This is a genomic window from Vibrio satsumensis, assembly GCF_050337435.1.
GTDB classification, from domain to species: domain Bacteria; phylum Pseudomonadota; class Gammaproteobacteria; order Enterobacterales; family Vibrionaceae; genus Vibrio; species Vibrio satsumensis.
The window spans coordinates 42,267-68,086 of the sequence record NZ_JAKJSX010000017.1; the positions used below are offsets into that span (position 1 = coordinate 42,267).

General features: G+C 45.2%; 25 protein-coding genes and 1 riboswitch. Of the genes, 11 read left to right on the forward strand and 14 right to left on the reverse strand.

The window, feature by feature from the left end:
- Window position 1: 1 nt before the first annotated feature.
- The 5 genes from L4C44_RS20295 to L4C44_RS20315 all read right to left on the reverse strand — a co-directional run bounded on the left by L4C44_RS20295 (window position 2) and on the right by L4C44_RS20315 (window position 3,903).
- Window positions 2-1,261 carry an ABC transporter permease gene (locus L4C44_RS20295; RefSeq protein ID WP_285953133.1) on the reverse strand — a complete coding sequence of 420 codons (1,260 nt, stop codon included), beginning with the start codon at window positions 1,259-1,261 and terminating at the stop codon, window positions 2-4.
- Complete coding sequence (locus L4C44_RS20300; protein WP_146489831.1) at window positions 1,258-1,974, reverse strand: ABC transporter ATP-binding protein; 717 nt, start codon at window positions 1,972-1,974, stop codon at window positions 1,258-1,260. Before L4C44_RS20300 ends, L4C44_RS20295 begins: the two co-directional genes overlap by 4 nt.
- 139 nt (window positions 1,975-2,113) lie before the next feature.
- Window positions 2,114-2,929: a zinc uptake protein ZrgA gene (gene zrgA, locus L4C44_RS20305; RefSeq protein ID WP_428805632.1), complete on the reverse strand. Its 816-nt coding sequence runs from the start codon at window positions 2,927-2,929 to the stop codon at window positions 2,114-2,116.
- A gap of 41 nt (window positions 2,930-2,970) precedes the next feature.
- Entirely contained in the window at window positions 2,971-3,261 is a 291-nt protein-coding gene (locus L4C44_RS20310; RefSeq protein WP_428805633.1) for a DUF2607 family protein, read from the reverse strand.
- 90 nt (window positions 3,262-3,351) lie between these two features.
- Window positions 3,352-3,903 (reverse strand): YtfJ family protein, encoded by a 552-nt coding sequence (locus tag L4C44_RS20315; protein WP_102480206.1) that lies wholly within the window; start codon window positions 3,901-3,903, stop codon window positions 3,352-3,354.
- 253 nt (window positions 3,904-4,156) lie between these two features.
- On the opposite strand from L4C44_RS20315, the gene L4C44_RS20320 reads away from it, so the two are divergent.
- The gene (locus tag L4C44_RS20320; RefSeq protein ID WP_004735283.1) at window positions 4,157-4,357 is read left to right on the forward strand and encodes a DUF1107 family protein; all 201 of its coding nucleotides are present in this window, start codon (window positions 4,157-4,159) and stop codon (window positions 4,355-4,357) included.
- Window positions 4,358-4,464: 107 nt separating this feature from the next.
- On the opposite strand, the gene msrA is transcribed toward L4C44_RS20320, so the two are convergent.
- Window positions 4,465-5,094 carry a peptide-methionine (S)-S-oxide reductase MsrA gene (gene msrA, locus L4C44_RS20325; RefSeq protein ID WP_146489828.1) on the reverse strand — a complete coding sequence of 210 codons (630 nt, stop codon included), beginning with the start codon at window positions 5,092-5,094 and terminating at the stop codon, window positions 4,465-4,467.
- A gap of 195 nt (window positions 5,095-5,289) precedes the next feature.
- On the opposite strand from msrA, the gene tamA reads away from it, so the two are divergent.
- From tamA to L4C44_RS20345, 4 genes are all read left to right on the forward strand, one after another.
- Window positions 5,290-7,002, forward strand: a complete 1,713-nt coding sequence (gene tamA / locus L4C44_RS20330) for an autotransporter assembly complex protein TamA (RefSeq protein WP_146489827.1) — start codon at window positions 5,290-5,292, stop codon at window positions 7,000-7,002.
- Window positions 6,999-10,757 (forward strand): autotransporter assembly complex protein TamB, encoded by a 3,759-nt coding sequence (tamB, locus tag L4C44_RS20335; protein ID WP_428805634.1) that lies wholly within the window; start codon window positions 6,999-7,001, stop codon window positions 10,755-10,757. Before tamA ends, tamB begins: the two co-directional genes overlap by 4 nt.
- Before the next feature lie 49 nt (window positions 10,758-10,806).
- Window positions 10,807-11,163: a gamma-glutamylcyclotransferase family protein gene (locus L4C44_RS20340; protein ID WP_146489825.1), complete on the forward strand. Its 357-nt coding sequence runs from the start codon at window positions 10,807-10,809 to the stop codon at window positions 11,161-11,163.
- A gap of 81 nt (window positions 11,164-11,244) precedes the next feature.
- A complete protein-coding gene (locus L4C44_RS20345; protein WP_146489824.1) occupies window positions 11,245-11,601 on the forward strand; it encodes a DUF2799 domain-containing protein in 357 nt (118 codons plus the stop codon).
- Between the two features lie 92 nt (window positions 11,602-11,693).
- On the opposite strand, the gene fbp is transcribed toward L4C44_RS20345, so the two are convergent.
- A complete protein-coding gene (gene fbp, locus L4C44_RS20350; protein ID WP_060983522.1) occupies window positions 11,694-12,704 on the reverse strand; it encodes a class 1 fructose-bisphosphatase in 1,011 nt (336 codons plus the stop codon).
- 270 nt (window positions 12,705-12,974) lie between these two features.
- Between fbp and mpl the strand changes: the two genes are divergently transcribed.
- From mpl to thiQ, 5 genes are all read left to right on the forward strand, one after another.
- On the forward strand, window positions 12,975-14,333 hold the full coding sequence (gene mpl / locus L4C44_RS20355; protein WP_428805635.1) for a UDP-N-acetylmuramate:L-alanyl-gamma-D-glutamyl-meso-diaminopimelate ligase: 1,359 nt from the start codon (window positions 12,975-12,977) through the stop codon (window positions 14,331-14,333).
- A gap of 38 nt (window positions 14,334-14,371) precedes the next feature.
- On the forward strand, window positions 14,372-14,995 hold the full coding sequence (locus tag L4C44_RS20360) for a flavin prenyltransferase UbiX (RefSeq protein WP_099165086.1): 624 nt from the start codon (window positions 14,372-14,374) through the stop codon (window positions 14,993-14,995).
- A 43-nt stretch (window positions 14,996-15,038) separates the two neighbouring features.
- Window positions 15,039-15,158, forward strand: a riboswitch (TPP riboswitch).
- Window positions 15,159-15,211: 53 nt separating this feature from the next.
- Window positions 15,212-16,204, forward strand: a complete 993-nt coding sequence (gene thiB / locus L4C44_RS20365) for a thiamine ABC transporter substrate binding subunit (protein ID WP_146489822.1) — start codon at window positions 15,212-15,214, stop codon at window positions 16,202-16,204.
- 112 nt (window positions 16,205-16,316) lie between these two features.
- On the forward strand, window positions 16,317-17,930 hold the full coding sequence (gene thiP, locus L4C44_RS20370) for a thiamine/thiamine pyrophosphate ABC transporter permease ThiP (RefSeq protein ID WP_428805636.1): 1,614 nt from the start codon (window positions 16,317-16,319) through the stop codon (window positions 17,928-17,930).
- Window positions 17,930-18,634: a thiamine ABC transporter ATP-binding protein gene (gene thiQ, locus L4C44_RS20375; RefSeq protein ID WP_048659272.1), complete on the forward strand. Its 705-nt coding sequence runs from the start codon at window positions 17,930-17,932 to the stop codon at window positions 18,632-18,634. The genes thiP and thiQ overlap by 1 nt, the downstream gene beginning before the upstream one ends.
- A 108-nt stretch (window positions 18,635-18,742) precedes the next feature.
- Here thiQ and yjgA read toward each other — a convergent pair whose 3' ends face one another.
- Window positions 18,743-19,267 carry a ribosome biogenesis factor YjgA gene (gene yjgA / locus L4C44_RS20380; protein ID WP_132764297.1) on the reverse strand — a complete coding sequence of 175 codons (525 nt, stop codon included), beginning with the start codon at window positions 19,265-19,267 and terminating at the stop codon, window positions 18,743-18,745.
- A gap of 118 nt (window positions 19,268-19,385) precedes the next feature.
- On the opposite strand from yjgA, the gene pmbA reads away from it, so the two are divergent.
- Window positions 19,386-20,729, forward strand: coding sequence for a metalloprotease PmbA (gene pmbA / locus L4C44_RS20385; protein ID WP_061019135.1), 1,344 nt, complete (start codon window positions 19,386-19,388; stop codon window positions 20,727-20,729).
- A gap of 135 nt (window positions 20,730-20,864) precedes the next feature.
- On the opposite strand, the gene mgtE is transcribed toward pmbA, so the two are convergent.
- The 6 genes from mgtE to L4C44_RS20415 form a co-directional block, all read right to left on the reverse strand.
- Window positions 20,865-22,220 carry a magnesium transporter gene (gene mgtE / locus L4C44_RS20390; protein ID WP_048605905.1) on the reverse strand — a complete coding sequence of 452 codons (1,356 nt, stop codon included), beginning with the start codon at window positions 22,218-22,220 and terminating at the stop codon, window positions 20,865-20,867.
- Between the two features lie 148 nt (window positions 22,221-22,368).
- Window positions 22,369-22,644, reverse strand: a complete 276-nt coding sequence (locus L4C44_RS20395; RefSeq protein ID WP_017066670.1) for an HPr family phosphocarrier protein — start codon at window positions 22,642-22,644, stop codon at window positions 22,369-22,371.
- Between the two features lie 2 nt (window positions 22,645-22,646).
- Window positions 22,647-23,516, reverse strand: a complete 870-nt coding sequence (gene rapZ / locus L4C44_RS20400; protein WP_146489820.1) for an RNase adapter RapZ — start codon at window positions 23,514-23,516, stop codon at window positions 22,647-22,649.
- A gap of 1 nt (window position 23,517) precedes the next feature.
- Entirely contained in the window at window positions 23,518-23,979 is a 462-nt protein-coding gene (gene ptsN / locus L4C44_RS20405) for a PTS IIA-like nitrogen regulatory protein PtsN (RefSeq protein WP_004738707.1), read from the reverse strand.
- Between the two features lies 1 nt (window position 23,980).
- Complete coding sequence (gene hpf, locus L4C44_RS20410; protein ID WP_009847742.1) at window positions 23,981-24,268, reverse strand: ribosome hibernation promoting factor; 288 nt, start codon at window positions 24,266-24,268, stop codon at window positions 23,981-23,983.
- Window positions 24,269-24,330: 62 nt separating this feature from the next.
- Window positions 24,331-25,791, reverse strand: a complete 1,461-nt coding sequence (locus L4C44_RS20415) for an RNA polymerase factor sigma-54 (RefSeq protein ID WP_017058913.1) — start codon at window positions 25,789-25,791, stop codon at window positions 24,331-24,333.
- Between the last annotated feature and the right edge of the window lie 29 nt (window positions 25,792-25,820).

Below are 25,820 nucleotides of genomic sequence, written 5' to 3' on the forward strand. Positions count from 1 at the left end.
TTTAGATTCGAATAGTCATGCCATCAGATAATGACTGACGGTAAGCCCTGAAAGCGGGAATAAAGCCGATAATGATTCCGGCAACTTGCACCAACATAAGCAGTTTCCACTCATGAGGTGTGATTGCGGATATCGATATGTTGATACCATAACTTTGTTGCACAATAGGAGCAACCACTGCGATCAGAGCAAACAACACCGCAACACCTAATGTAATGCCAAGGAAGGTTAGCGCACTGGCTTCACTGATCAGTAAACCAAACACATGACGAGGTCTGGCACCCATCGCACGCAGAATGGCCATCTCTCGACGTCTTTCTTGCAAGCTAGTGAGTAGACTACTCAGCATCCCTAGCAGTCCCGCGACTACAACAAACCCTGAAACAATCAGTAGTGCTTGTTCTGCTACTGCCATCATTCCCCATAATTCGTGCAGAGCAATGCCTGGCATAATGGCGCTCAAAGGTTCTTGGCGGTAGTTATTGATTTCTCGTTGCAGTGCAAAGGTTTGGATCTTCGAGTTAAGGCCAACCATCATCGCGGTAATCTGCTTTGGTTGGAAGTCACGTTGCTTTAGCGCTTCAGCATCCGGTGTGTGCCCGAGGTTAGCTCCCGATTCCCAACCAACGTGAATCGCTTCAATGGCCTCTAACGAAACATGTACCGTTTTATCTACTGGTGTGCCGGTTGGCGCGAGTATTCCGACAATGGTGAAGGGCAGATTGTCGTGGCGACTGAAGGCGACATCACTGATACCGTGCGCCAGAATGATGTGATCACCAATCTTGTAATCTAACTTCTTCGCGACATCGGCACCAATCACGACATCAAATAGCTGATTAAACTCTTTACCTTGCTGAAAAGTAAGTGGTTGCTTACTTCCATAGCGATAATTCTCGAAGTAGCTATGGTTAGTGCCCATTACGCGGAAGCCTTTATGTGAATCACCCAATGAGATTGGGATCGCCCACTTTACAGCGTTGTGCTGGCTAAATTCTTCATAGCTTTTCCAGTCGATGTTGTTGGTCGCATTACCGATTCGAAATACGGAATAAAGCAGCAGGTTTACCTGACCTGAGCGGCCACCGACGATAAGGTCAGTACCTGAAATCGTATTCGCAAAGCTGCTCTTAGCTTCGGTTCTTACACGTTCCACACCGAGCAAGAGAATCACTGACACCGCCACGGTGAGAATAGTCAGAATGGCTGTGGCTTTACGGTTGAGTACGCTTTTTAAGGCTAAGTGAGTAATTACTTTCATACGACAACCTTAGCTTGGTTAACGGTTTTTAAATCTATGGTTCGAGTGAACAGTTTTTCTAGTGTTGGATCGTGACTAACAAAGATCAAGGTTGAACCCGCCTGATTCGCTTGTTCTAGCAACAGTTCGATAAAGGCTTCTCGGTTGTCATGATCCAGAGCCGATGTCGGTTCGTCGGCAATAATGATTTTGGGTTGGCCGATCAAAGCACGAGCGGCAGCAACACGTTGTTGTTGACCAATACTCAACTCGGTAACGGGCTTGTCCATGAGGGCTTGAGGTAGCTTTAATCTGAGCAACAACTCTTGAGCGGTGGCTTGCAGGCTGTTCTGACTTTTAGTGACTTGCTGCTTACGAATCTTAGAAAACTGACAAGGAAGCGTCACGTTGTCGATGACTGACAAGTAAGGAAGCAGGTTAAATTGTTGGAATATATAACCAATATGATCGGCTCTGAATTTGTCTCTCTGGCGAGGTGTTAGCTGTGTGAGATCTTGGCCAAGGATAGATACTTCGCCTTGTTCAGCTTGGTTGATTCCGGTCAGTAACCCTAACAATGTTGATTTCCCGCAACCACTAGGCCCTTTGATGAAAAGGTGCTCTTGGGCTTGGATATGCAGTGAGGTGATCTCTAGCGTTGGGGGCAATTCAGGCTTCCAACGAAAGCTGATATTTTCGAGTTTGACCACAAGTGATGAACTGTCAAAAGACATATTAGCTCCAATAATTAAAGCGGTGTCTCTACTGGACAGTTATCAGAATAATAAATTCCCAGAGCACACCGATTTGTACAGCCAAGTAAGTGAACACTTACTTGGCTGCTTATCTACGTTTAATTCAATCTAATGCTAATTAGAATCGAAAACTAATACGATCTGCGTTAAGCACTTCTTGAATTTGAGCACTGTCAGTTAGCAGGTTTACAGTCATTGATTTTGTGTTGCTGAACTTAGAGAACCACTGAGTATTCACGGTATCCAGTTTTTCAATGTCAGAACATTGGTAGTGGTACTCGACAGTGAACTCACCGTGGCCGCCTTCTGAGTGGTCATGGCCTTCGTGGTCATCATGATCGTGCTCAGCATGGTCATGGCCTTTGTGGTCGTCATGATCGTGTTCTGCGTGGTCATGGCCTTTGTGGTCATCATGATCGTGTTCTGCGTGGTCATGGCCTTTGTGGTCATCATGATCGTGTTCTGCGTGGTCATGGCCTTTGTGATCATCATGATCGTGTTCTGCGTGGTCATGGCCTTTGTGGTCGTCATGATCGTGCTCTGCGTGGTCATGGCCTTTGTGGTCGTTATGATCGTGTTCTGCATGGTCATGGCCTTCATGGTTATCATGATCGCCTTCCAAGGTGTTAGTCACTGACTTGAACTTCAGAGTACAACTTGCATTATTGAAACCAAATAGATCTTCTGGCTTGTTTAATTGCGCGATAGCTTGTTCAAACACTTTCTTTTGCTCAGCCGTTTCTGGAGCATGCTCAAAGCCAACCACATCAGCACCGGGTGCTGTCACTTCAACAAGTAGCTCTTGTCCATCTTGAGCGATGTTCACTTCAACTTTACCGTGCACGTGTGCTTCGTGAGAGCGGAATTCTTCGTTAGCTAGAACACTAGCAGAGACAGTCATGCCGATAACAACGGCTAAGATAGTAGGTTTCATGTTTTTTTCCTGAATAAAGGTTAATTAAAAAGTAGTGGTAATTAAGCGATATTTACAGGAGGTGAGCGTGCCAAATAAGCGAAATATAGGCGTTGTAACGAAATAACTGGCTCTGTGATAGCGACAGTAAATTCCGAATGGAACTCTGGGAGCTGTGGAAGTGAGTGTGCCGTAATAAACTGATTTATCGAAAACAGCTCACAATGGTGTGAGGTGTGGTGTTCTGGTGCGATATCTACTACGTGCGTTGCAGCTAACACGCTTAACATGAGCATAAGCCCAAGCAAGAAGCCTGTTTTGCGTTTCACATTGTTAGGTGTTTTTTGCCACATCAGGATGATTAACCACAGAATTAAAAAAGGATACTGTTATAATATAACAATATCCTTTGCTTAGGTCTCGAAAAAGACGCGATTATCTTATTAAAGACTCGCTTTAATCAATTCAATGACTTGAGTGACTTCTGCTTCGTTTAATGCACCTTCTTTTACAAACAAGATTTTACCTTGCTTGTCTTGAACGATAATCGCTGAGCTTTCTTCTTTCAGAGCCCAAGATGACGCAACGGCGCCGTCTTCATCTAGAACCATAGAAGACCATGGAAACTCTTCTTTGCTACTTTCTGCTGACGATTTAACAAAAGAACCCGTACCCCAGATAGCATCATCTTGGTTGATGATGGTGGTGGTTTGGTAGCTGTCTTCTGAGAACTTCGAGGCGGTAATGGCGGCCATCAATGGTGCGTTTAGCTCTTTAGAGCTGCTGCGGCCAGCGATAGCTTGAACGACACGAACTTTACCTAGGAGATTGTTGGTTGCCCAAGCTTGATATCCGGTATTTCCGTCGTTTAGTACGATTTCACCATAGTTGCTAACATCGACAGCAGGCAGAGTTGCACCTACAGATAGATTGTGAGCATTGGCGAAGAGTGGAGAGGCTGCGGCTAAAAAAGCCAGTAGAGTTTTGTTTTTCATTATATTTTTGTTCCGCTTATTGGTTTGCACTGGAAGTATAATATGAAATTTGAAAAATGCCTCTTTAACTTTTTTATCGTACGGCGTGGAAAGAAGTTGCAGGCTTGTTATCAAAAGGTATAATGCATCAATATCGAGATGAACAATAGATTATCTTGCTGTTTGCTAAAGGAATTAGCGATTAAATCTGCTTTGAATAGTGATGCTGTTCAGGTATGTAACTGTAGTACTCAAATGGAATTGAGGTTGTATTATGTTAAGAAAATTTTCTACTTACCGTCCACATCAAGTGGCGCGTTTCGTTAAAGTCCTGTTCAAAGGCCAGTTTGCTATTGAAGGTATCGGAGAGTTTCGCTTCGACCAAGGCAAAGTGCTTCTCCCTGAAGTTTCAGACAAACAAAAGCTCACCATTTTTAAAGAAGTTAACGGCACGATTGCTGCGCTGCCGGTGTAACTGCGCTTTATCGATTTGTTTACACCGAATAGATAACAATGAAAAAGGGCTTCTTAATGGAAGCCCTTTTTTGATGGATGTCGTTTTAGTTTGCGGTCTAGCACTGTTTATTGTGGTGGGAAGCAGACACCGGTGCCACCCAACCCGCAATACCCATTTGGATTTTTAGCTAGGTATTGCTGGTGGTAGGTTTCTGCGAAAAAATATTTTCCAGCAGGCAGAACTTCCGTCGTGATCTCGTTGCCTAAAGATTCAGTCATTGCTCGTTGATATTCACGTTTAGAGTGCTCAGCGATAGATTGTTGTTCTTCACTGAAGGTGTAAATCGCGGAACGGTATTGAGTCCCTAAATCGTTGCCTTGGCGCATTCCTTGAGTTGGGTCATGACGCTCCCAAAAGGTTTCAAGTATTCGAGCTAGAGAGGTTTGTTCACTATCAAATATGACACGAACGACTTCGGTATGGCCGGTTTGCCCAGTACATACTTGTTCATAAGTGGGGTTAGCTGTGTATCCGCCAGCGTAACCAACGGATGTTGAAATAACGCCATCCAATTGCCAAAACAAACGCTCAGCTCCCCAGAAGCATCCCATACCAAACAGGACTTCTTGTTGAGAGCCCGTAGGCGTATCGAGCAGGTCGGTTTGGTTAACGAAATGGCGCTCAGTGATTCGAATTGGGTCAGCATTTCCCGGTAGTGCGGTTGCTGCAGAAACCAGTTGTTGTTTGTTTAGCATGTTATATTCCTTTTCGCATACGTTTACCGCGCTGGCTTTTATTTACTGTGGGTTCATATTAACGGTTGGTCAAGATTGAATAAGTCTTTAAATTAGACCGTGTTATTCCAGGATTTATTACAGACTCAATGCTTTTTTAGCGGTATTATTTCTTTTCACTTATTAACGTATTGATAACTTCTTCACCCATTAAACATGATAAGAAAAACTTTACCAGTTCTGATTGGCACTCTACTGTCATCGACGCTCGCTTTCGCTGATGTTTCCCTTGAAATTAAAGGGCTGGATGGAGCGCTTGAGGATAATGTTGATGCTTATCTTAGTGCGATCCCTGAAGAAGAGTATTCGGTTTCATTAAGGTTCCAGTCTCGCTTGGAATCTATGATAAAAGAAGCCCTGAATGCGTTAGGCTACTACCAACCTATTATCACGTTTACTCACTCCGAAGATGATACCGAGTTGACCGTTACGGTTGAGGCGGGAGAGCCTGTTGTTATCTATACTTCCGATATCGTTCTGACTGGTGAAGCCAAAGATGATCCAGACTTTTTAGCCTTGATTGCCAAGAGTAAGTTGTCCAAAGGTTCGATTTTGAATCATGGTAATTATGACTCTTTGAAATCGTCGATACGCAACCTTGGCTTAGCGAAAGGCTATTTCGATGGGGCATATGCTCTCAGTAAGCTAGAAGTCGCCCCTGAATTAAACCGAGCTTATGTTCGTCTTCATTATAACAGTGGTATACGCTACCACTTTGGTACCACTCAGGTTACTGGTAGCCAGATTGAAGAAGATAAGGTGCAGTCACTCAAACCATTTGAGGATGGCGAACCTTACTCGATAACCAAAGTCGGTGAGTACAACCAAAACCTGTCCAATACGGATTGGTTTTCTTCTGTTTTTGTTGAACCTGATTTAAGCCAATTGGGCGAAGGCCGTGAAATTCCGATGAAGGTCAGCCTTGCTCCGCAAGCGCGTAACCAAATCGAAACAGGTATCGGTGTATCAACAGACCTTGGTGTAAAAGGCACTCTAAAATGGAAGAAACCTTGGGTTAACGAGAAAGGTCATAGCTTTAATAGTAGCCTGTCGATCTCCAAGCCCGAGCAGACGATTACCGCGACTTATAAAATCCCATTGGATGACGTGCTTAATGACTACTATCAAATTAAGTACGGTATGAAGAATTTGGATAATCGAGATACCAAAAGTTTGGAGTCAAACTTAGCCTTAGAAAGATATTGGCGTCTGGATAATGGCTGGCAACGTACTGTATTTATTCGATACTTGGTCGAAAACTATGAACAAGGTTTGCAAGATGACTTAGCGCAATTCGTGTTGCCGGGTATCTCTTTCTCGCGAACTCGAACGCGTGGTGGGTCGATGCCGATGTGGGGCGATAAACAAACCATTATGGTTGAGGCTGCTGATGACACCTTATTATCGGAAACTAAGGTGGTGCGTTTTCAAGGGCAAACAGCATGGATTCGCAGCATTGGTAATAATCACCGCGGTTTAACTCGCCTTCAATTCGGCGGTAACTTTGCCGACGAGTTTGAAAAGCTGTCTCCCTCTCTAAGATTCTTTGCTGGTGGTGATAATAGCATTCGTGGTTATGGCTATGAGTCTATCTCTCCTCGAGATGAAAGTGGCGCACTAACCGGCGCAAAATACATGGCAACCAGCTCGTTTGAATACCAATACCGCTTAGTTGGAAACTGGTGGGGTGCTGCATTCTACGATATTGGTGATGCATTCAATGATAAGCCAGAGTGGAAGCACGGCACCGGTGTCGGGGTGCGTTGGGCCTCTCCTGTAGGTCCTGTGAGTTTAGACTTTGCTTGGGGCCTAGATGCGAAGAAAGGCGATGAGTTCCAACTGCACTTTAGTTTAGGGCCTGAATTATGATTAACGTTGTGGGTAAGTGCATAAAATGGACTTCGATTTCATTGACGTCTATTTTACTATTGTTGATAGCCTTGCTCGGTTTTGTTTTGTTCACCAATCCGGGGTTGAACACCGTGCTGTGGGGCGCTGAAAAAGCATTGCCACAACTTAAAGTGGAAAGTACTAAAGGCGCTCTTTTTCCAAGCTTTACGCTTAATAATGTCCAGTTCAAAGATGATAGCCTTCATATCGATACTAAGGTTCAAAAGCTGAACTTGGCTATTAATCCACGCTGTCTGCTCGATCCTAAGCTGTGTGTCGATCGTTTAGCTATTCAAGGGTTGGACTTCGCATTTACTGAATTACCGCCAGCTTCTACAGAAGAAGCAGAGCCTACACCGCCCGTAACATCGGTGAAAACACCACTACCAATAGTGATCAACCGTATTGCTTTGTCTGATATCAAACTGAATATCTTGGGGCATGAAATTGAATGGAGCTTGTTCTCCACAGCTCTGAGTATGCAGGGTGAAAAGCTGACGGTATCGCCAACCTTGTTCAATGACCTCAAAGTTAAGCTTGCTGAGTCGACAAAAGAACCGCAAACCGAAAAGGTAGAGCCAGAATCAACCGTTAAAACAGCGATCGAGCTGCCTGAAGTCTGGATTCCTTTACAGGTTGTACTGGAGCGTTTTGACCTCAACCGTTTCACCTTAGAACAAGAAACCCCAATTGTAGTGAACCACCTTGGGCTAGAAGCTCGAGCAGGTAAACATACGGTAGATGTTTCCACTCTAGACCTCGATATGCCACAAGCAAGCGCTAATCTTGCGGCTAAGGTTGAGCTTAAAGGTGGTTACCCGTTAGATCTTTCTTTAGATGCTTTGGTGAAAGAAACCGACCTTGCTGGCCAGAAACTGTCGCTGAAGGCGCAAGGCAGCGTGGCTAAACTGCATCTAGATTCTCAGTTTTCTGAATCGATTGAGGCAAAACTGTCTGGGGATATTCAACCCCTAGAGCCAACTCTACCATTTGACCTTCTTTTAGAGGGAGGTAAAGCGCAATGGCCTCTTACCGGAAAAAGCGATTACCAAGCTGCAATTGAGAAATTCAAAGCCAATGGCTCATTAGATGGTTTTAATGTGCAGCTCAAAGGCGAAGCTGATGGTAAGGATATTCCTGCGTTAGCTATCGACCTACAGGGTAAAGGTACCACTGAGCAGATTGAGCTCGAGCGTCTAAAGCTGAACACGCTAGGCGGTGAACTTAACGGTGTCGTTAAAGCGAACTGGAAGAGTCTCGTTAACTGGCAAGCTGACGTGACACTCAAAGATATTCAACCGGGCCTACAGTGGCCAGAAGCCGAGGGTAACATTAGCGGAAGCATAGTCACCTCGGGTGAGTTGACGGAAGCGGGCGGTTGGGCGATTGAGCTACCTAAGCTTGATATCGAGGGTATCTTGCGTGATTACCCGTTGGACATCGAAGGTCAGTTGTCAGCGTCGGATCGTAGTGCAAGTGGTGAGCCTAAACTGCAAACCAGCGGCTTGAGCTTGGCTCATGGTGTTAACTCGATTAAGGCACAGGGACAGCTTGATAAGCAATGGGATATGGGCGTTGATATTTACTTCCCTGAGCTGGTGAAAAGTGTTCCAGACTTGAAAGGACAAGTGATTGGTAACATCCAACTTAGCGGCCCCACGAAAGAGCCTGAAGTCGATCTTGCACTTAATGTTGATAAGGTCGATTGGAATAACGAAGCAACACTAGAATCCCTATCGCTTAATGGTTCGGTGGTTCCCCTACCATTGCCTGAAGCTCAAGCCGATCTTGTATTAAAAGCTAAGAACCTAACCTATCAAGATCAAAGCGTGGAAAGCATTGATCTTACGGTGAGTGGTGGCGAAAAGAAACACACAGTGACACTTGATGTGATATCCGACATCGTGTCGACTAGCTTGGCTATCTCTGGAGAATTGATTCAGAAGCCTTCTCTTATTTGGGATGGCTCGTTAGACAGAGTCAAAATCACCACTCAGCAGGGGCCTTGGGTATTAGACCAGCCTGTCGCGATAAAGGCGGATGTCGATAAGCAGTTTGCCGACGTTCAAGCGCACTGTTGGAAACAATCTAGTTCGAGTGTGTGTCTGGATGAGGATATCCGCGCCGGAAAATCAGGTGAGGCCAAGATTGCAATCAACCAGTTCGACTTCGAGCAGATCAAAGCCTTTGTTCCTAAAGAGACGCAACTGCAAGGTTTAGTGAATGTTAAAGCTCATGCCAAGTGGTCTGAACAAGGTGAGCCTGAGGTTACGGTAAGCGTTGATATGCCGAAAGGTCAGGTTGTTCAACAAGTTGGCGAGCCAATCACACTGGGTTGGGAAAGTGTTGCATTGAATGCCCAGCTAAAAGACAACAAACTGGATGCCGATTTTAATTTGGATGTTTCTGACAATGGTGATCTGTCTGGAACGGTGTCGCTACCGGATATTCTTGTCGAAGACAAAATGGTCGATGCTGCAATTAAGCTGACCACGTTCCACCTCGATTTCTTGCAACCAATCCTAGGTGAGTACAGCCTATTGAAAGCCGACCTTGAGAGTGATCTTCAAGTTAAAGGCTCTTTGATGCACCCTCAAGTTTTTGGTCAGTTCTCGGTTGATGGTATTCAAGTCAAAGGCGATGTGACGCCTATTGATGTGAAAGATGGCCGTATCGATCTCGACTTTGATGGTTATAGTGCAAAACTGGATGCGAATGTAGAAACGCCTGACGGTCATCTTGATATTGAGGGGAGCGGAGATTGGCAAGATCTTAAAGCATGGCACTCTAACGTTAGAGTTTTTGCCGATGAGTTGATGGTTGATATCCCGCCGATGGTCAAGGTTAAGGTCGTACCTGATATGACTATTGATGTCACGCCCGAGCTGGCAAAAATTACGGGTGACATAGCACTACCATGGGGACGAATTGTGGTAGAAGACTTACCACCGTCAGCGGTTGGTGTGTCTTCCGATCAGGTGATATTGAACAAAGATCTTGAGCCTGAAAGTGAAGATACGATCCCATTCAATGTGATGACCAATATTAATATCTCCATTGGTGATGACTTTAAATTGTCTGCCTTCGGTCTTGAAGGCGACTTGGTTGGTAAGCTCAATGTAGCTCAAAAAGACCAAGGCCCATTCATCACTGGTGAAGTGAATATCGTCGATGGTACTTACCAATCATTCGGGCAAGACCTCTTGATCGAAGAGGGTAAAATTCTAATGAATGGTCCACCGGATCAGCCATATGTAGCCATTAATGCGATTCGTAACCCTGATAATACTCAGGATGATGTGACCGCAGGTATTCGAGTGACAGGCCCTGCGACAGAGCCGACCATCGAGATTTACTCTGATCCAGCGATGCCACAAGCGAACGCGCTGTCTTATATTTTGCGTGGCCAAGATATCGATGGTGAGTCGAGCGGTTCGATGACAACAACCTTGATCGGTTTGAGTTTGGCGAAGAGTGGTAAGGTTGTTGGCGAAATCGGCGAAGCCTTTGGTGTACAAGATTTACAACTGGATACAGCAGGCTCTGGGGATGACTCTCAGGTTACGGTAAGCGGCTATATTCTCCCAGGTTTACAGGTGAAATATGGTGTGGGTATCTTTAACTCGTTAGGCGAGTTTACCGTTCGTTATCGATTGATGCAGGATCTCTACGTTGAGGCAGTATCGGGTCTAGACAGTGCTGTGGATCTTCTCTATCAATTTGAATTTGAGTAACACTTTGAGCGGTGATTGATTAGCGGATGACGAATACTAGGGAGTGAGTATGCAGCACCTCGTTTTTGTTTATGGGACATTGAGAAAAGACCAATCGAACCACCACTATTTAAAACAGTGTGAGTGTTTAGGAAGGTTTGACACACCTGAGGAATACGCACTTTTTGATTTAGTTGCGTATCCGGCGATGATTTTCGGAAAGAAAAGTGTCGCTGGCGAGGTCTATATCATTAACGACGAAATTTTGGAGTCGCTCGATCGGCTAGAAGATGTTCCTGTTGAGTATCGTCGCGAGCAAATAGAGACTATATTTGGATTAGCATGGGTATATTTGTATCAGCTTGATCTAACAGCTAATAAAGAAATACTTTCGGGTGACTGGTGTAAGCAGAACAACCCGCTATAGTGAATGAACTACTGGAAGCATTCTGACGCAATAGCTAAAAGTCTCAATGTACAGGCTAGTCTTTTCCACTAGGAGGAAATTATGAAATATCTATTATTAGTGCTATCAGTAATGTTATTTGGTTGTGCGCAAACTCCGCCACCAACGTCAATGAACACAGCCGATTGGCAGAGCTTTGGCGAAGAAATGGCGCTAAAAGGAAAAACCAAGCAGACTGAAGCAAGTTTGGCTGAAGCCGCGTCTTCACCATCCATTGATGCAGACTTATATGGCGCTTATGGTCAGGGTTATGAAATGGGTAAAACTCAGTATTGTTCTCAAAACCCGAGAGCGCTAGGGCGCCGTGGTGAGACTTACCTTGGGATTTGTGACGACGTCGATAAATGGTTCCGTTTCAACTACGAACGTGGTGCTGAATCAAAGTATAGCGTTCAATAATTCGGTGATTGTTTAACGCAGCGAACAACAAAAAGCCAGCATATGAATGCTGGCTTTTTTGATGACGTTAATTTTATAAATAAACGAATGGTTTAGTCTGGGTTAAGCTCAAGAAACTCTTCTACTTTTTTTACCATGCTCTTCGAACCGACAAAGAAAGGTACACGTTGGTGTAGCTCTGTTGGTTTGATATCCATGATGCGTTGGGCACCATCGGAGGCGATACCACCAGCTTGCTCCATTATGAAGGCTATTGGGTTGCACTCATACAATAGACGCAGCTTACCTTGAGGATGGCTTTCTGTACTTGGGTACAGGTAGATGCCGCCTTTAAGTAGGTTACGGTGAAAATCAGAGACAAGAGAACCAATGTAGCGAGAAGTGTAAGGACGATTATCACTTGGTTCGCTTTCCTGGCAGTACTTGATGTACTTCTTAACACCTGTAGGGAAACGAATGTAGTTACCTTCGTTGATTGAGTAAATCTTACCTTCGTCAGGGATCATCATATTTTCATGAGACAGGCAGAAGGTACCCAGTGATGGGTCGTAGGTGAAGCCATTTACGCCAGCACCAGTTGTGTATACCAGCATGGTTGAAGAGCCGTAAATCACGTAACCAGCAGCTACTTGCTTATGCCCTGGTTGTAGGAAATCTTCTTGTGTTGGTGGAGTACCAATCGGTGATACTCGGCGGTAGATTGAGAAAATTGTACCAACCGATACATTCACATCGATGTTTGAAGAACCATCAAGTGGATCCATCAGTACAACGTATTTTGCGTTTTTGTTGAGCTCTTTATTGAAGGCGACGGCTTCGTCTTCTTCTTCACTCGCGACACCACAAACTTGATCTCGAGCTTCAAGTGCGGCTTTAAATTTGTCGTTAGCGTACAGGTCTAGCTTTTGTTGCTCTTCACCTTGAACGTTGTCTGTACCAACAGCGCCAGTAATATCGACAAGACCTGCCTTGTTAATTTCGCGGTTAACAATTTTTGCAGCAAGACGAATTGATGACAAAAGGGATGATAGATCACCGCTTGCATGGGGGAAGTCATTTTGTTTTGCAACAATGAACTCACCAAGGGTGCGCATCTCAGACATGTTATTTCCTTAAACTTCTCTGAATATTAGGGGGATTTGAGCACTATAGAATTGGCCTCTTGTACGGGCTTTATTCATCTAGACGCTTACCTAAATTCTAAAGGCTAGATCTTTTTAATGGTAATGAACTAAGCGACGAAGATCTCACTTACTATGTCGACTAAATTTGTTTTGCATTGCCGCTCGCTTTTAACCGCTATTTAATGATAATGAGTGCAAGCCGTTTTAATTAGGGCATCGTTTATTTAGCCAAGCGTTTGGAAGCAATTTATGCATATTCATATCTTAGGAATTTGTGGCACCTTTATGGGTGGTGCTGCGGTATTGGCTCGTCAACTAGGTCACAAGGTTACCGGTAGTGACGCGAATGTTTACCCACCAATGAGCACTTTGTTGGAATCTCAAGGGATTGAAATTATTGAAGGGTTCGACCCTAGCCAACTCGAGCCAAGGCCGGATCTCGTGGTTATCGGTAACGCGATGAGCCGTGGTAACCCGTGTGTTGAGTATGTATTGGATAACAATCTTAGATACACCTCTGGCCCTCAGTGGTTGCAAGAATTCTTGCTGCATGACCGTTGGGTGTTGGCGGTATCGGGAACGCATGGTAAGACCACGACATCAAGCATGCTGGCTTGGGTCTTGGAAGACTGTGGCTATGCACCGGGCTTTTTAGTTGGCGGTGTGTTGGGTAACTTTGGTATCTCTGCTCGCCTTGGTGAAAGCATGTTCTTCGTGGTCGAAGCTGACGAATATGACAGTGCTTTTTTCGATAAACGATCTAAGTTCGTCCATTACCACCCAAGAACCTTGGTCATGAATAACCTAGAGTTCGATCATGCGGACATCTTCGATGATCTTGAGGCGATTAAACGTCAGTTCCATCACTTAGTGCGCACTGTGCCAAGCAATGGCCGTATTTTCTCACCTAAACAAGATGTGGCTATTCAAGATGTTCTATCTCGTGGCTGTTGGAGTGAGACTGAATCAAGCGGCGAGCAAGGCGATTGGGATGCTAAGAAGTTAGTCAAAGACGGCTCTCAATTTGAGGTCTACTTCCAAAATGAATGTGTTGGAACGGTAAACTGGGATTTAGTGGGCGACCACAACGTAAACAATGCCTTGATGGCGATAGCAGCTGCACGACACGTAGGTGTGACTCCTGACTTAGCGTGTGAATCACTAGCTACTTTCATTAACACTAAGCGCCGCTTGGAGTTTAAAGGCGAGGTGGCAGGTGTTTCTGTTTATGACGATTTTGCTCATCACCCAACGGCGATTGAACTTACGCTAGGCGGGTTACGTAATAAGGTCGACACTAAGAAGATCATTGTCGTTTTAGAGCCTCGTTCTGCCACCATGAAACGTGGTGTGCACAAAGAAACCTTGGCTGATTCGTTGAAGCAGGCGGATTCTACCTACTTATTCCAACCGGGTAACATTGATTGGTCGGTTCAAGATGTTGCAGACGCTTGTCACCAACCTGCACACGTGAGTGATGACATGGATGCATTCGTTGCTAAAATTGTCTCAGAGGCACAAGCGGGTGACCAAATCTTGGTAATGAGTAATGGTGGCTTTGGTGGTATTCACCAAAAACTGTTGGATGGATTGGCACTCAAAGGCTAACGGCATCCACGACCTTATAATTTGAAGTAATTGAGAACATGACAAAACACGATAAAGCGATAACTCTTGCTTTCACTGGCGCATCCGGTGCGCCTTATGGCCTACGTTTACTTGAATGCCTTTTGGCGGCCGATTATCAGGTCTATTTGCTGATTTCATCGGCTGCGCGAGTGGTATTGGCGACCGAGCATGAGCTTAAGTTACCTGCTGGGCCGGATGCGGCGAAACAAGCTTTGGTTAAACACCTTGGCTGCGCCCCAGAAAAGCTGGTGGTGTGTGGCAAAGACGACTGGTTCTCACCGGTTGCCTCTGGTTCAGCTGCGCCTAAGCAGATGGTAGTGTGTCCATGTTCTGCGGGAAGTTTGGCTTCGATTGCACACGGCTTGTCGGATAACTTGATTGAGCGAGCAGCAGACGTGGTCATGAAAGAGCGAGGTCAACTGTTATTAGTAGTTCGTGAAACGCCATTTTCTACGCTTCATCTAGAGAACATGCACAAACTGTCGACCATGGGCGTGACGATCATGCCTGCGGCTCCGGGGTTTTATCACCAACCTAAGTCTATTGAAGATCTGGTCGACTTTATGGTGGCGCGTATTCTTGATCATCTTGGTATCGAACAAGGTTTAGTGCCACGTTGGGGCTACGATCAACGTAATTGATCCAAACTTGATAGCTTATTGTTAAAAATCAAATTACAATTCTGAACACTCATCGGGGAGCGAACCATTCAAATAATGAATGCGAGCTGAGATCAAGCAGATGCTTGGGACCCGTAAACCTGAACCAGATAATGCTGGCGTAGGAATTGAGTTAGGAACAACCTCTACCGTTCTCCTCCCTCAAACCTGTGCCGCTCAGACTATGGAGAGCGTCCAGTGAAATTCACATTAACTACTCTTGCTGTTACTACAGCGATCTCTTTTTCTGCCTTTGCTGCAGACAATACTTTGACCGTATACACCTATGACTCTTTTGCTGCGGATTGGGGCCCTCGTCCTGCCGTTGAAAAAGCATTCGAAGAAAAATGTGGTTGTGATGTGAATTTTGTCGCGCTAGAAGATGGCGTCTCTATCCTGAACCGTTTACGTCTTGAAGGGGGCAACAGCAAAGCCGATATCTTGCTAGGTCTCGACAACAACCTGATGGCTGAAGCGAAAGCGACGGGCTTATTGGCTGAGCATAATGTTGATACTTCATCAGTAACGCTTCCTAATGGTTGGAACGATAGCACTTTTGTTCCCTATGACTTTGGCTACTTTGCTTTTGTTTACAACAAAGAGAAGTTGGCAAACCCGCCGAAGAGCTTGAAAGAACTGGTTGAGCTGCGAGATGATCTTAAGGTTATCTACCAAGACCCACGTACATCAACACCAGGCCAAGGCATGATGCTTTGGATGAAGTCGGTATACGGTGATGAAGCGACAGCAGCATGGAAGAAGCTTGCTCAGAAAACAGTGACTGTAACTAAAGGTTGGTCTGAAGCTTATTCTATGTTCCTAGAAGGTGAGTCGGATTTAGTGTTGTCTTACACAACGTCTCCGGCTTACCACATTATTGCTGAGAGCGATTCTAAGTACGCAGCAGCAAGCTTCGAAGAAGGGCATTACACTCAAGTTGAAGTGGCCGCTAAAGTTAAAGGCAGTAAGAACGAGAAACTGGCTGATGATTTTATGGCGTTTATCCTAAGTGATGAATTCCAATCGGCGATGCCAACAGGCAACTGGATGTACCCAGTGACCGATATTGAGCTTCCAAAAGGGTTCGAGCAACTTACGGTTCCTCAGAAAGCGCTAAGCTTCACGCCTGAAGAAATTGCCGCTAAGCGCAAGCCTTGGATCCGAGAGTGGCAGAGCGCGCTTACTTTTTAACTTACTATTTAAAAAATGAGCTTTCTAACGTACTTTAAAAAAACTAGCTTTCTGTATTTAAAGGTTCATTCGTTATGTTTGGAGTGAACCATTTACGGTAAAAAATCAATTTATGATAAAGAAAACACCTAAGGTCGGGATCTGGGTTGCGATACTCATTACCGCCTTCGTGGTTTCAGCAGTTGGGGCATTGCTTAGCAATGCCCCTTCTCTTGATATCAGCCAAGTATGGTCCGATCCCTACTATTGGCATGTAACGAAATTCAGCTTTTATCAAGCGACACTCTCAACAGTGCTGAGTGTTGGCTTTGCTATACCTATTGCTCATGCGCTGTGTCGTAGGCAATTTTTTGGGCGAGCTCTGTTGTTAAGGCTGTTCGCGTCGACCTTGGTTTTGCCTGTGTTAGTCGGTGTGTTTGGTTTGCTTGCAATTTATGGCAACAGTGGTTGGTTAGCTAAATTTCTGGCGAACTTCGATATTGAATTACCATTCTCCATCTATGGATTGAATGGCATTTTGCTCGCACATGTCTTTTTTAATCTGCCCTATGCCAGTCGTTTACTTTTACAAGCTTTAGATACCGTGCCTGCAGAGCAACATAAGCTGTGTGCTCATTTGGGTATGAGTCATTGGAACAAATTCAGATGGGTCGAATGGCCGCGATTGAGACAACAACTGCCTCATGTATGTGGCTTAGTCTTCATGTTGTGCTTTACTAGCTTTGCTACCGTGATGGCGCTAGGTGGAGGTCCGAAATCGACCACTATCGAACTCGCTATTTATCAAGCGATTAAATTCGACTTTGACCTGCAGGCTGGTGCCTTGCTCGCGATATGGCAAATGCTGTTGTGTGGAGTGCTCGCGGTCAGCATTCAACGCCTATCGAAACCTATTTCTGTGACGGCCAGCCAGTTGGCGGAAGAGAAATATTTGGTTAAGGATAGCTGGTGGTCAAAAGCTTGGGACAGCTTCTGGATCATCATAGTCTCAATGCTGGTATTGCCGCCATTAGCTATGGTTATCGTCAGTGGTATTAACTCGCAAGCACTGACAGTACTCAGCAGTGAGCCGTTTTGGGCGGCATTAATGACCTCGGTTAAAGTCGCGTCATTAGCAAGTGTTATCGCGGTTGGTATTGGTATCGCGATACTACTGACCAGCAGAGCATGGCGCTTACAGAATAAGAACTTTCGAGCCGATAAAATCGAGCTGATTGGCACTATTATCTTAGTCACTCCGGGGCTAGTGATCAGTACGGGTATCTTCCTACTATTACGCTCATTTACCGATGTGTTCAGCTTGGCTTTCTTTATCGTGATTGCCGTCAACAGTTTAATGGCACTGCCTTACGTAATTAAAATCTTAGCTCAACCTATGCTGCATTTGTCTCAGCAGTACCAGTATGTGTGTGCAAGCTTAGGAATGACAGGATTCACTCGCTTTAGGTTGGTGGAGTGGCGCGCATTACGTAAGCCGATGGCGCAAGCCTTCTCGATCAGCTTTATGCTGGCGATGGGCGACTTAAGTGCGATTGCCTTATTTGGTAGCCAAGACTTTAGAACACTGCCTTTGTACCTATTCCAATTGCTAGGCAGCTATCAGATGGAAGCCGCAGCCGTTGTTTCGGTTAGTCTGCTGCTGTTGAGTGTGGGCAGTTTTAGCTTCATTGAATTTTTATTTACTCGAACCTCAAATCTCAATGCTAAAAAGTTAAGGAACCGATGATGTTAGTGATGAAAGATGTGGATTACCACTATCACCAAGAGTTGTTTAGTTTTGATTTCCAAGCAGAGCAGGGCGATATTGTTGCTCTGATGGGACCAAGTGGTGCGGGCAAATCAACACTGTTGGCGCTAGTTGCTGGATTTATCGAGCCTACATCGGGTGAGATCTCAGTGGCTGGGCAGTCGCTGATTGGTAAAGAGGCACATCAACGCCCGTTGGCGATGTTGTTTCAAGAGCACAACCTATTTGCCCATCTCACGGTGCGTGAAAATATTGGATTAGGCTTACATCCGGGGTTAAAGCTTACCGCAACCCAAAAGCAATCTGTGGAACAAGCTGCAGCGCAAGTTGGCGTCGCTGAGTATTTGGATAGATTGCCTGAGCACTTATCCGGCGGTCAACGCCAGCGTGTCGCACTAGCGCGTTGCTTTGTTCAGCCTCATGATATTTGGTTGTTGGATGAGCCTTTCTCGGCGCTGGATCCGCTATTGCGAGAAGAGATGCTTAGCTTAGTGAAGCGATTAGCGGCAGAGCGAAATATTACGGTTTTGATGGTGACTCACCATTTAGGTGACGCACGCAGTATCGCAAATAAGTTTGTGTTTGTGGCGCTAGGTAAGGTGCTGGTTGAAGACTCGATAGAGGCACTGACGGCGGATCATCCACAGCCAGAATTAAGCTCATTTGTTAAAGCGGGTGAGTGACTATTCATTACTCCTGTGAGTACTTATTGATATTGAGTGCGTCAAAAACAAAAAGACCTAGCATGCGCTAGGTCTTTTATTCACTCTATGGGTAAAGCGAGATAACGATTAGTCTTCTAGCTTTAGCTCTTTTAAGATTTGGAAGATCTCACGAGAAGACTTTGCAGGCTTGTTCGCAGATTTCTCTTTGTTAGCTTGGCGAGCTAGCTGACGAAGACGTTGACGGTCTGCTTCAGGGTACATTTCCATGACTTCTGAAATAGCCGTATCACCTTCTGCAACAACACGATCACGCAGTTGCTCAAGCTTATGTAGCTCAGCTGTTGCTTGTGAGTGTTTATTACGTACTTTATCCAAAGCCGCCTGAATTGGCTCTGGATCGACATTGCGCATTACTTTACCAATGTATTGAAGTTGACGACGCTTCGCTTCATTTTTAAAGCGTTGTGCATCTTTAATCGCTTGTGCCAAATCTTCAGACAGCGGAAATTTGTCTAATACAGAAGGCTTTAGACCAACAAGCTCTTCTCCCAGCTTTTGCAGGGCATCCATGTCCGTTTTCATTTCTGTCTTACTTACCCAGATGATTTCTTCTTCTGGTTCCCATGGGGCTTTTTGGTTTTTGCGAGCCATCTTTTCTGCCTATGTCACTATCTCAAACGAATATATTGCCTATTTTAGCAAGAATCTTGGGGAGAAAGCGAAATTCTTGTTATCCTACGTAATATTGACCTGAAAAATTAGAATAGATATGGATGTAAAACAGCAAGTCGCCCAGCAAAGAGTTGAACTAGAAGCCGCAGTAGCAAAAGCGTTGGACATGGCCTCTGTGAGTGCCGACGCCGCTGAAGTTGCTATTACTAAGTCAACGGGTTTAAGTGTTTCAACACGTATGTGTGAAGTGGAAAACGTTGAATTTAATAGTGATGGTGCGCTTGGTATTACTGTTTATCGCGGCCAGAAAAAAGGCAGCGCATCTACATCTGATCTGAGCGAGAAGGCGATTGCCCAAACGGTAGCAGCCGCACTTGATATCGCTCAGTACACATCTGAAGACCCGTTTGCAGGTCCTGCAGCAAAAGAATACATGGTAAAAGAAATTCCAGACTTGGATCTTTTCCACCCTGATGAGCCTAACCCAGATTATGCCGCTGAGATTGCGATTGCTGCTGAGAAGCAAGCGTTAGCTTACAGCGACAAGATCAAACAAAGCGATGGCGCGAGCTACGACAGTCACTACGGTGTTAAGGTTTATGGTAACAGCCATGGCTTACTAGCAAGCTACGCTTCAAGCCGCCACAGCACGAGCTGCTGCGTGATTGGGCAAGGCGCTAACGGTGAAATGGAACGTGACTACAGCTACACCGTTGCACGTCACCGTGATGAGCTGTGGACGCCTGAGCGTGTAGGTCAGGAAGCTGCAGAAAAGACCATTAGCCGTTTGGATGCGAAAAAGCTACCAACAGGCCAATACCCAATTATGTTCGCTAACGATGTTGCTACTGGCCTGATCGGTCACCTTGTGATGGCAATCAGTGGTGGTAATCTTTACCGTAAATCCTCTTTCTTATTGGATCATCTAGGACAGAAAATTCTACCGGATTGGTTCAATATATCAGAGCGTCCTCATATCCTGCGTGGCTTGGCTTCGAGCCCATTTGATAGCGAAGGTGTTTACACTCAAGATCGCGAAATCATCACTGATGGCGTGTTAGCAACTTACCTGCTAACGAGCTATGCCGCACGTAAAATGGATATGACACCAACAGGTCATGCTGGTGGTATTCATAACTGGTTTGTTAAATCGACCGGTCAAAACTTTGAGCAGATGCTAAAAGAGCTAGGTACAGGCTTCTTAGTGACGGAAGTGATGGGCCAAGGCGTTAATACCGTAACGGGTGATTACTCTCGTGGCGCTGCGGGTTTCTGGGTTGAGAACGGAGAGATCCAATACCCAGTATCGGAAGTGACGATTGCGGGTAACCTAAAAGACATGTTTACTCAGATTGTAGCGGTTGGTAACGACGTAGAAACACGTTCGCAAATTCAAACGGGTTCTATCTTGCTTGAATCAATGAAAGTTGCGGGTGAGTAATTAGCTCAATTTGCTTCAGTTTAAATCTGGAGCTTAAAACCTGATGTATTAAAAAGGGAGCCGATGGCTCCCTTTTTGTATTCAGCGTATCGTCTTAGATAGGCTATCTGTTTATTCACGCTAGATAAGTATGATTTAAATAAGAATGGTTGCTAAGCCTAAGAACACCGATAGGCCAATAACATCGGTTACTGTGGTCAGTGCCATACCGCCAGCAAGGGCTGGATCGATATTCATTTTCTTCAGCATCACTGGGATAGTTACACCTGCAATACCTGCGACAATCAAGTTAGTCATCATCGCCGCTGAGATGATACCTCCCAGTATCCAGTTACCTTTCCAAGCCACCACTATACCACCAATGATAACGGCCCATAGAACGCCGTTTAGGAAGCCGATGGCCGCCTCTTTGAGTAGCAGTTCGCGTTTGTTACTGTCACCGATATGACCGAGTGCCAAACCACGAATAACCAAAGCAACGGTTTGGTTACCAGCAACACCACCCATTGAAGGTACGATAGTCATCAGTACTGCAATCGCTGCCATTTGGTCGAGCGTTGCTTCAAACATATTCGATACCGATGCTGCAGCAAGTGCAGCGAGTACGTTGGCACCAAGCCACACACTACGACGACGAGCGGACTTTACGACTGGTGCGAAGGTATCTTCGTCATCGTCCATACCCGCCATACTCATCATTGAGTGCTCGGCATCTTCACGGATAACATCAACCACGTCATCGATGGTGATACGACCAACAAGGTGTTGATTGCTATCAACTACTGGCGCTGAAACCCAATTACGACGTTCGAACAGGCTCGCAATATCGGAAGCGCTGGTTTCAACCGCGATCGCTTCGTCGGCATCCTCCATCACTTCGGAAACTGCCACATCAGGCTGAGTCGTTACCAGTGTGGTAAGCGATAGGTTACCGATAAGACGTTCTTCTTCATCAATAACATATAGTGCATCAGTTGCATCGGGCAGTTCGCCACGCATACGCATGTAGCGTAATACAACATCAACATCGACATCACCACGAATCGTGATTACGTCGGTATTCATGATCGCACCCGCTGAATCTTCAGGGTACGACAGGGCGGTTTCAACTAATGCACGATCAACAGAGTCCATTTGAGAAAGGACTTCGCGAGAAACATCATCAGGTAGGCTTCGAAGTACGTACGCGACGTCATCGGTTTCCATGCCTTCGGTTGCTTCTGCTAAGGTCTCAGGTGCCATTTTCGACACAAGAGCATCTTTGACATCTTCGTTTAGTTCATCAAGAATTTCACCGTAGTCTTCAGGATCGGTGAGTTGCCAGAGTACGTCACGACTTTTGCGAGGGGAGGCTTCTAAAAGGTGTGCAATATCTTCAGGTTCCATGTCCTGAAGTTGTCGGCGTACGTGAACAAATCGGCCGTTTTCTAGGGCTTCGCTGACTTCTTGGAGGGTTTGGTGAGCTTGGTCGAATTCTAATTGCTCTGCCATATTTTCCTCCTATCTCATTATTCTAACAATGGTTGGAATAGTAACTTAATTCTGGGACTTATTTAAATCATAAACTTAGATAGAACTAAGATTTAATATTGGTTGGTTCGTTGTTTGAGTCTTAGGCGTTGTGAGTGAAGCGTTTTCGCTACTCACCCTCATCAAACTTGTCTTCAATGAGATGACAGACGGCATCCAGTGCTTGCTGCGAGTCGGTGCCTGCAGCTTGAATAGTAATATGTTGCCCTTGTGCTGATTCCAGCATAAGTAGCCCCATTACGCTGTCTGCTGTCGCTGTTTTGTCTTCTTCGCTATGGATAGTGATGGTTGCATCAAAGCTTTGTGCAAGCTCAACCAACTTTACGGCTGCTCTAGCGTGAAGACCCAAGCGATTTTGGATCAGTACAGTTCGAGTTAATTCCATGGTTAGCCCTGTTGGTGCTTCTCTAGGGAGGCGTGTCTGATTTGGACTTGATGGCCAAGTTGCTCGAAGTACTCACCAATTTTCTGAGTTAGATAAACCGAGCGGTGTTTGCCGCCAGTGCAGCCAATCGCGACCGTCAGGTAACTTCGATTGTTCTTCTCTAACATTGGTAACCACTGTTCAACAAAGCCTTGGATCTGTTGCTTGAGTTCAAGAACTTCTGAGTGTTCTTCAAGAAAAGAGTGAATTGGTGCATCTAGCCCAGTTAGTGGTCGTAGTGCGGGTTCCCAGTGTGGGTTAGGCAAAAAGCGAACGTCGAACACATAGTCGGCATCACTTGGCAGGCCATACTTAAAACCGAAAGATTGAAAGACAATAATCAGCTCTTGCTTCTCTTGACCTTCAACTTTAAATCGAACCTTTTCACTCAATTCGTAGAGGTTGCAGTCGCTACTGTCAATCACAATGCATGCTTGCTCTGCGAGAGGTGTCAGGAGTGTCTTCTCTAAATCAATCGCTTGCTCAAGAGAGAGCTTTTCTTGGCCGATCGATAAAGGGTGAATTCTACGTGTTTCGCTGTAGCGCTTGAGTAACGTCTGCTTGCTCGCATCTAGGAACAAGACGTTCACATCAATATTAGTGGCAGACTCTAGCTGTTCTAGCATCTCTGTAACTAATTGAGGCTCTTTCGGTAGATTACGAATATCAATGCTAACCGCGACGTTTTGATTTATCTCACGTACCGATTCGACAAAGTCGTTGAGCAGGTTTACTGGCAGGTTATCGACACAGTAATACCCCAAGTCTTCAAGGACTCGTAGCGCAACACTTTTACCGGCCCCTGATTGGCCACTAACAACGATTAACCGCATGTTATTGCTCGCAAGTTGGCACTTGAATCATGATGTCGTAAAGCTCTTGATCGCTTTGAGCATTACGCAACTGTTTCAGAGTCTGCTTATCGTTTAGTCGCTCTGCCATACAAGAAAGGGTTTTTAGATGCTCCTTACATTGTTCACTTGGAACAAGCAGGGCAAATAGTAGGTCGACAGGACGGTTATCAATCGCATCAAATTCGATGGGATCTTGGCATTGCAGTAATACAGCAATCGCTTTATCACTGACATTCATACGAGCGTGGGGAATAGCAATGCCATTACCAATACCTGTACTGCCCATTTTTTCACGGCTCAACATGCACTCAAACAGTTCTGTTGAATCTTGACCACAGCTTTCTGCTGCGATCTGACTGATGAGCTCAAGGGCTCTTTTTTTGCTTGTGCATTGGACTGCACTTTTGGTGCAGTCCAATGAAAGTACTTCGCTTAATTGCATGTTAGTGACTACTTAGCTTTTCTTTGTGCTTGTTGAGTTGGCGGACGAGTTTATCAACCAATGAATCAATCGCGGCATACATGCTTTCATCTGTTGCTGTCGCATGGATTTCCCCCTGATTTATATGCAGGGTAGCTTCTGCGATTTGATTGATTTTCTCAACTTTTAAAACAACCTGGACGCTATTTATATGATCAAAGAAGCGCTCAAGTTTGTCGAATTTAGTGTGAACATAGTCTTGCATTGAATCGGTAAGATCAACGTGATGGCCTTGAATATTGATTTGCATAGACTTTCCTTTTCAGTTGGTTGCCTGGCTATAGTTACTAAGTAAATAGCGACTAAATTAGCTTATAGCAGGCGTTTACGCTGACTCGATGGGGCAATGCCCAGAGACTCACGGTATTTCGCTATGGTACGTCTAGCTACCTGAATTCCTTGGTCAGCCAGTAAAGCAGCAATCTTACTATCACTTAGAGGCTTCGCGGTATTTTCCGCTGCGACAAGCTTCTTAATGAGTGCACGAATTGCTGTAGATGAACATTCACCGCCATTGTCAGTGCTGACATGGCTTGAGAAAAAGTATTTGAGTTCGAAGATACCACGTGGCGTGTGCATGAATTTTTGAGTCGTTACACGAGAGATCGTGGATTCGTGCATATCAACGGCTAACGCAACATCATTCAGAACCATTGGTTTCATCGCTTCTTCGCCATGTTCGAAGAAATCACGTTGATGTTCAACAATGCATCGCGCAACTTTGAGTAGCGTCTCATTTCGGCTCTCTAGGCTTTTAATTAGCCACTTTGCTTCTTGCAAATTTGAGCGGATGTATTGATTGTCGGCGCTGTTGCCTTTACTACCCAGATCTGCGTACTGCTGATTCACTTTCAGCTTAGGTACACTATCAGGGTTAATAGTCACTAACCATTTCCCAAGATCTTTGAAGACAGATACATCCGGAACTACATACTCAGTTTCATCCGGAGTAATCTTACTGCCAGGGCGAGGATCCAGCTGTTGAATCAGTTGCAAAACTTCACGTAGTTCTGCTTCTTTCAATTTGGTTTCTTTGATAACCAGTTTGTAATCGCGGTTGCCGAGTTGGTCGATATGGCTAGTAAGTACTAACTTAGCTTCGTTGAGCCAAGGAGTATCTTGGGGGAAAGTTGCCAGTTGCAGTAACAAGCAATCTTGCAGATTTACTGAGCCGACACCTAGTGGGTCAAACTGCTGAATTCGTTTACGTACGGCTTCAATTTCATCAAGCTCGATCTCTTCATTGTCGAAGTTTTCAAGGATGTCTTCACAAGTTACAGTGAGGTAGCCATAGTCATCGATGGCATCTATTAATGCAAAAGCGATGCTTCGGTCGGTGTCAGTGAATGGTGTTAAGTCGAGTTGCCAAAGTAGGTAATCGTGTAGGCTTTGAGTGGTTTCGCCTTGATAAACCGGCATGTCGTCATCAATCGCAATACCCGTATTACCGGTGTTTGCGCTGTAGACGTCTTCCCAAGTTGTGTCGATTTCCAGTTCGTTGCCAATCTCTGATTTTTCGATTAAGTCTGAGCTATCAGGTAAGTCTTGCTCTGTGGCTTCAACTGTTTCTTTTTCGTCACTGCTAGGTTTTTCTTCCGATGTTGGCGTATCTTCATTGCCTTCTTCGACATCGAGTAGTGGGTTAGATTCAAGTGCTTCTTGAATCTCTTGTTGCAAATCTAAAGTAGACAATTGCAACAAACGAATCGCTTGCTGCAATTGAGGAGTCATTGCTAACTGTTGGCCTAGCTTAAGTTGTAATGAGGGTTTCATTCAGTGTGACTTACCTAGTTATTATTCTT

What these genes read in the sequence shown, in the direction of transcription:
- L4C44_RS20295 (WP_285953133.1), bottom strand. Translation starts at nt 1,261, where the DNA reads ATGAAAGTAATTACTCACTTAGCCTTAAAAAGCGTACTCAACCGTAAA.
- L4C44_RS20300 (WP_146489831.1), bottom strand. Translation starts at nt 1,974, where the DNA reads ATGTCTTTTGACAGTTCATCACTTGTGGTCAAACTCGAAAATATCAGC.
- zrgA (WP_428805632.1), bottom strand. Translation starts at nt 2,929, where the DNA reads ATGAAACCTACTATCTTAGCCGTTGTTATCGGCATGACTGTCTCTGCT.
- L4C44_RS20310 (WP_428805633.1), bottom strand. Translation starts at nt 3,261, where the DNA reads ATGTGGCAAAAAACACCTAACAATGTGAAACGCAAAACAGGCTTCTTG.
- L4C44_RS20315 (WP_102480206.1), bottom strand. Translation starts at nt 3,903, where the DNA reads ATGAAAAACAAAACTCTACTGGCTTTTTTAGCCGCAGCCTCTCCACTC.
- L4C44_RS20320 (WP_004735283.1), top strand. Translation starts at nt 4,157, where the DNA reads ATGTTAAGAAAATTTTCTACTTACCGTCCACATCAAGTGGCGCGTTTC.
- msrA (WP_146489828.1), bottom strand. Translation starts at nt 5,094, where the DNA reads ATGCTAAACAAACAACAACTGGTTTCTGCAGCAACCGCACTACCGGGA.
- tamA (WP_146489827.1), top strand. Translation starts at nt 5,290, where the DNA reads ATGATAAGAAAAACTTTACCAGTTCTGATTGGCACTCTACTGTCATCG.
- tamB (WP_428805634.1), top strand. Translation starts at nt 6,999, where the DNA reads ATGATTAACGTTGTGGGTAAGTGCATAAAATGGACTTCGATTTCATTG.
- L4C44_RS20340 (WP_146489825.1), top strand. Translation starts at nt 10,807, where the DNA reads ATGCAGCACCTCGTTTTTGTTTATGGGACATTGAGAAAAGACCAATCG.
- L4C44_RS20345 (WP_146489824.1), top strand. Translation starts at nt 11,245, where the DNA reads ATGAAATATCTATTATTAGTGCTATCAGTAATGTTATTTGGTTGTGCG.
- fbp (WP_060983522.1), bottom strand. Translation starts at nt 12,704, where the DNA reads ATGTCTGAGATGCGCACCCTTGGTGAGTTCATTGTTGCAAAACAAAAT.
- mpl (WP_428805635.1), top strand. Translation starts at nt 12,975, where the DNA reads ATGCATATTCATATCTTAGGAATTTGTGGCACCTTTATGGGTGGTGCT.
- L4C44_RS20360 (WP_099165086.1), top strand. Translation starts at nt 14,372, where the DNA reads ATGACAAAACACGATAAAGCGATAACTCTTGCTTTCACTGGCGCATCC.
- thiP (WP_428805636.1), top strand. Translation starts at nt 16,317, where the DNA reads ATGATAAAGAAAACACCTAAGGTCGGGATCTGGGTTGCGATACTCATT.
- thiQ (WP_048659272.1), top strand. Translation starts at nt 17,930, where the DNA reads ATGTTAGTGATGAAAGATGTGGATTACCACTATCACCAAGAGTTGTTT.
- yjgA (WP_132764297.1), bottom strand. Translation starts at nt 19,267, where the DNA reads ATGGCTCGCAAAAACCAAAAAGCCCCATGGGAACCAGAAGAAGAAATC.
- pmbA (WP_061019135.1), top strand. Translation starts at nt 19,386, where the DNA reads ATGGATGTAAAACAGCAAGTCGCCCAGCAAAGAGTTGAACTAGAAGCC.
- mgtE (WP_048605905.1), bottom strand. Translation starts at nt 22,220, where the DNA reads ATGGCAGAGCAATTAGAATTCGACCAAGCTCACCAAACCCTCCAAGAA.
- L4C44_RS20395 (WP_017066670.1), bottom strand. Translation starts at nt 22,644, where the DNA reads ATGGAATTAACTCGAACTGTACTGATCCAAAATCGCTTGGGTCTTCAC.
- rapZ (WP_146489820.1), bottom strand. Translation starts at nt 23,516, where the DNA reads ATGCGGTTAATCGTTGTTAGTGGCCAATCAGGGGCCGGTAAAAGTGTT.
- ptsN (WP_004738707.1), bottom strand. Translation starts at nt 23,979, where the DNA reads ATGCAATTAAGCGAAGTACTTTCATTGGACTGCACCAAAAGTGCAGTC.
- hpf (WP_009847742.1), bottom strand. Translation starts at nt 24,268, where the DNA reads ATGCAAATCAATATTCAAGGCCATCACGTTGATCTTACCGATTCAATG.
- L4C44_RS20415 (WP_017058913.1), bottom strand. Translation starts at nt 25,791, where the DNA reads ATGAAACCCTCATTACAACTTAAGCTAGGCCAACAGTTAGCAATGACT.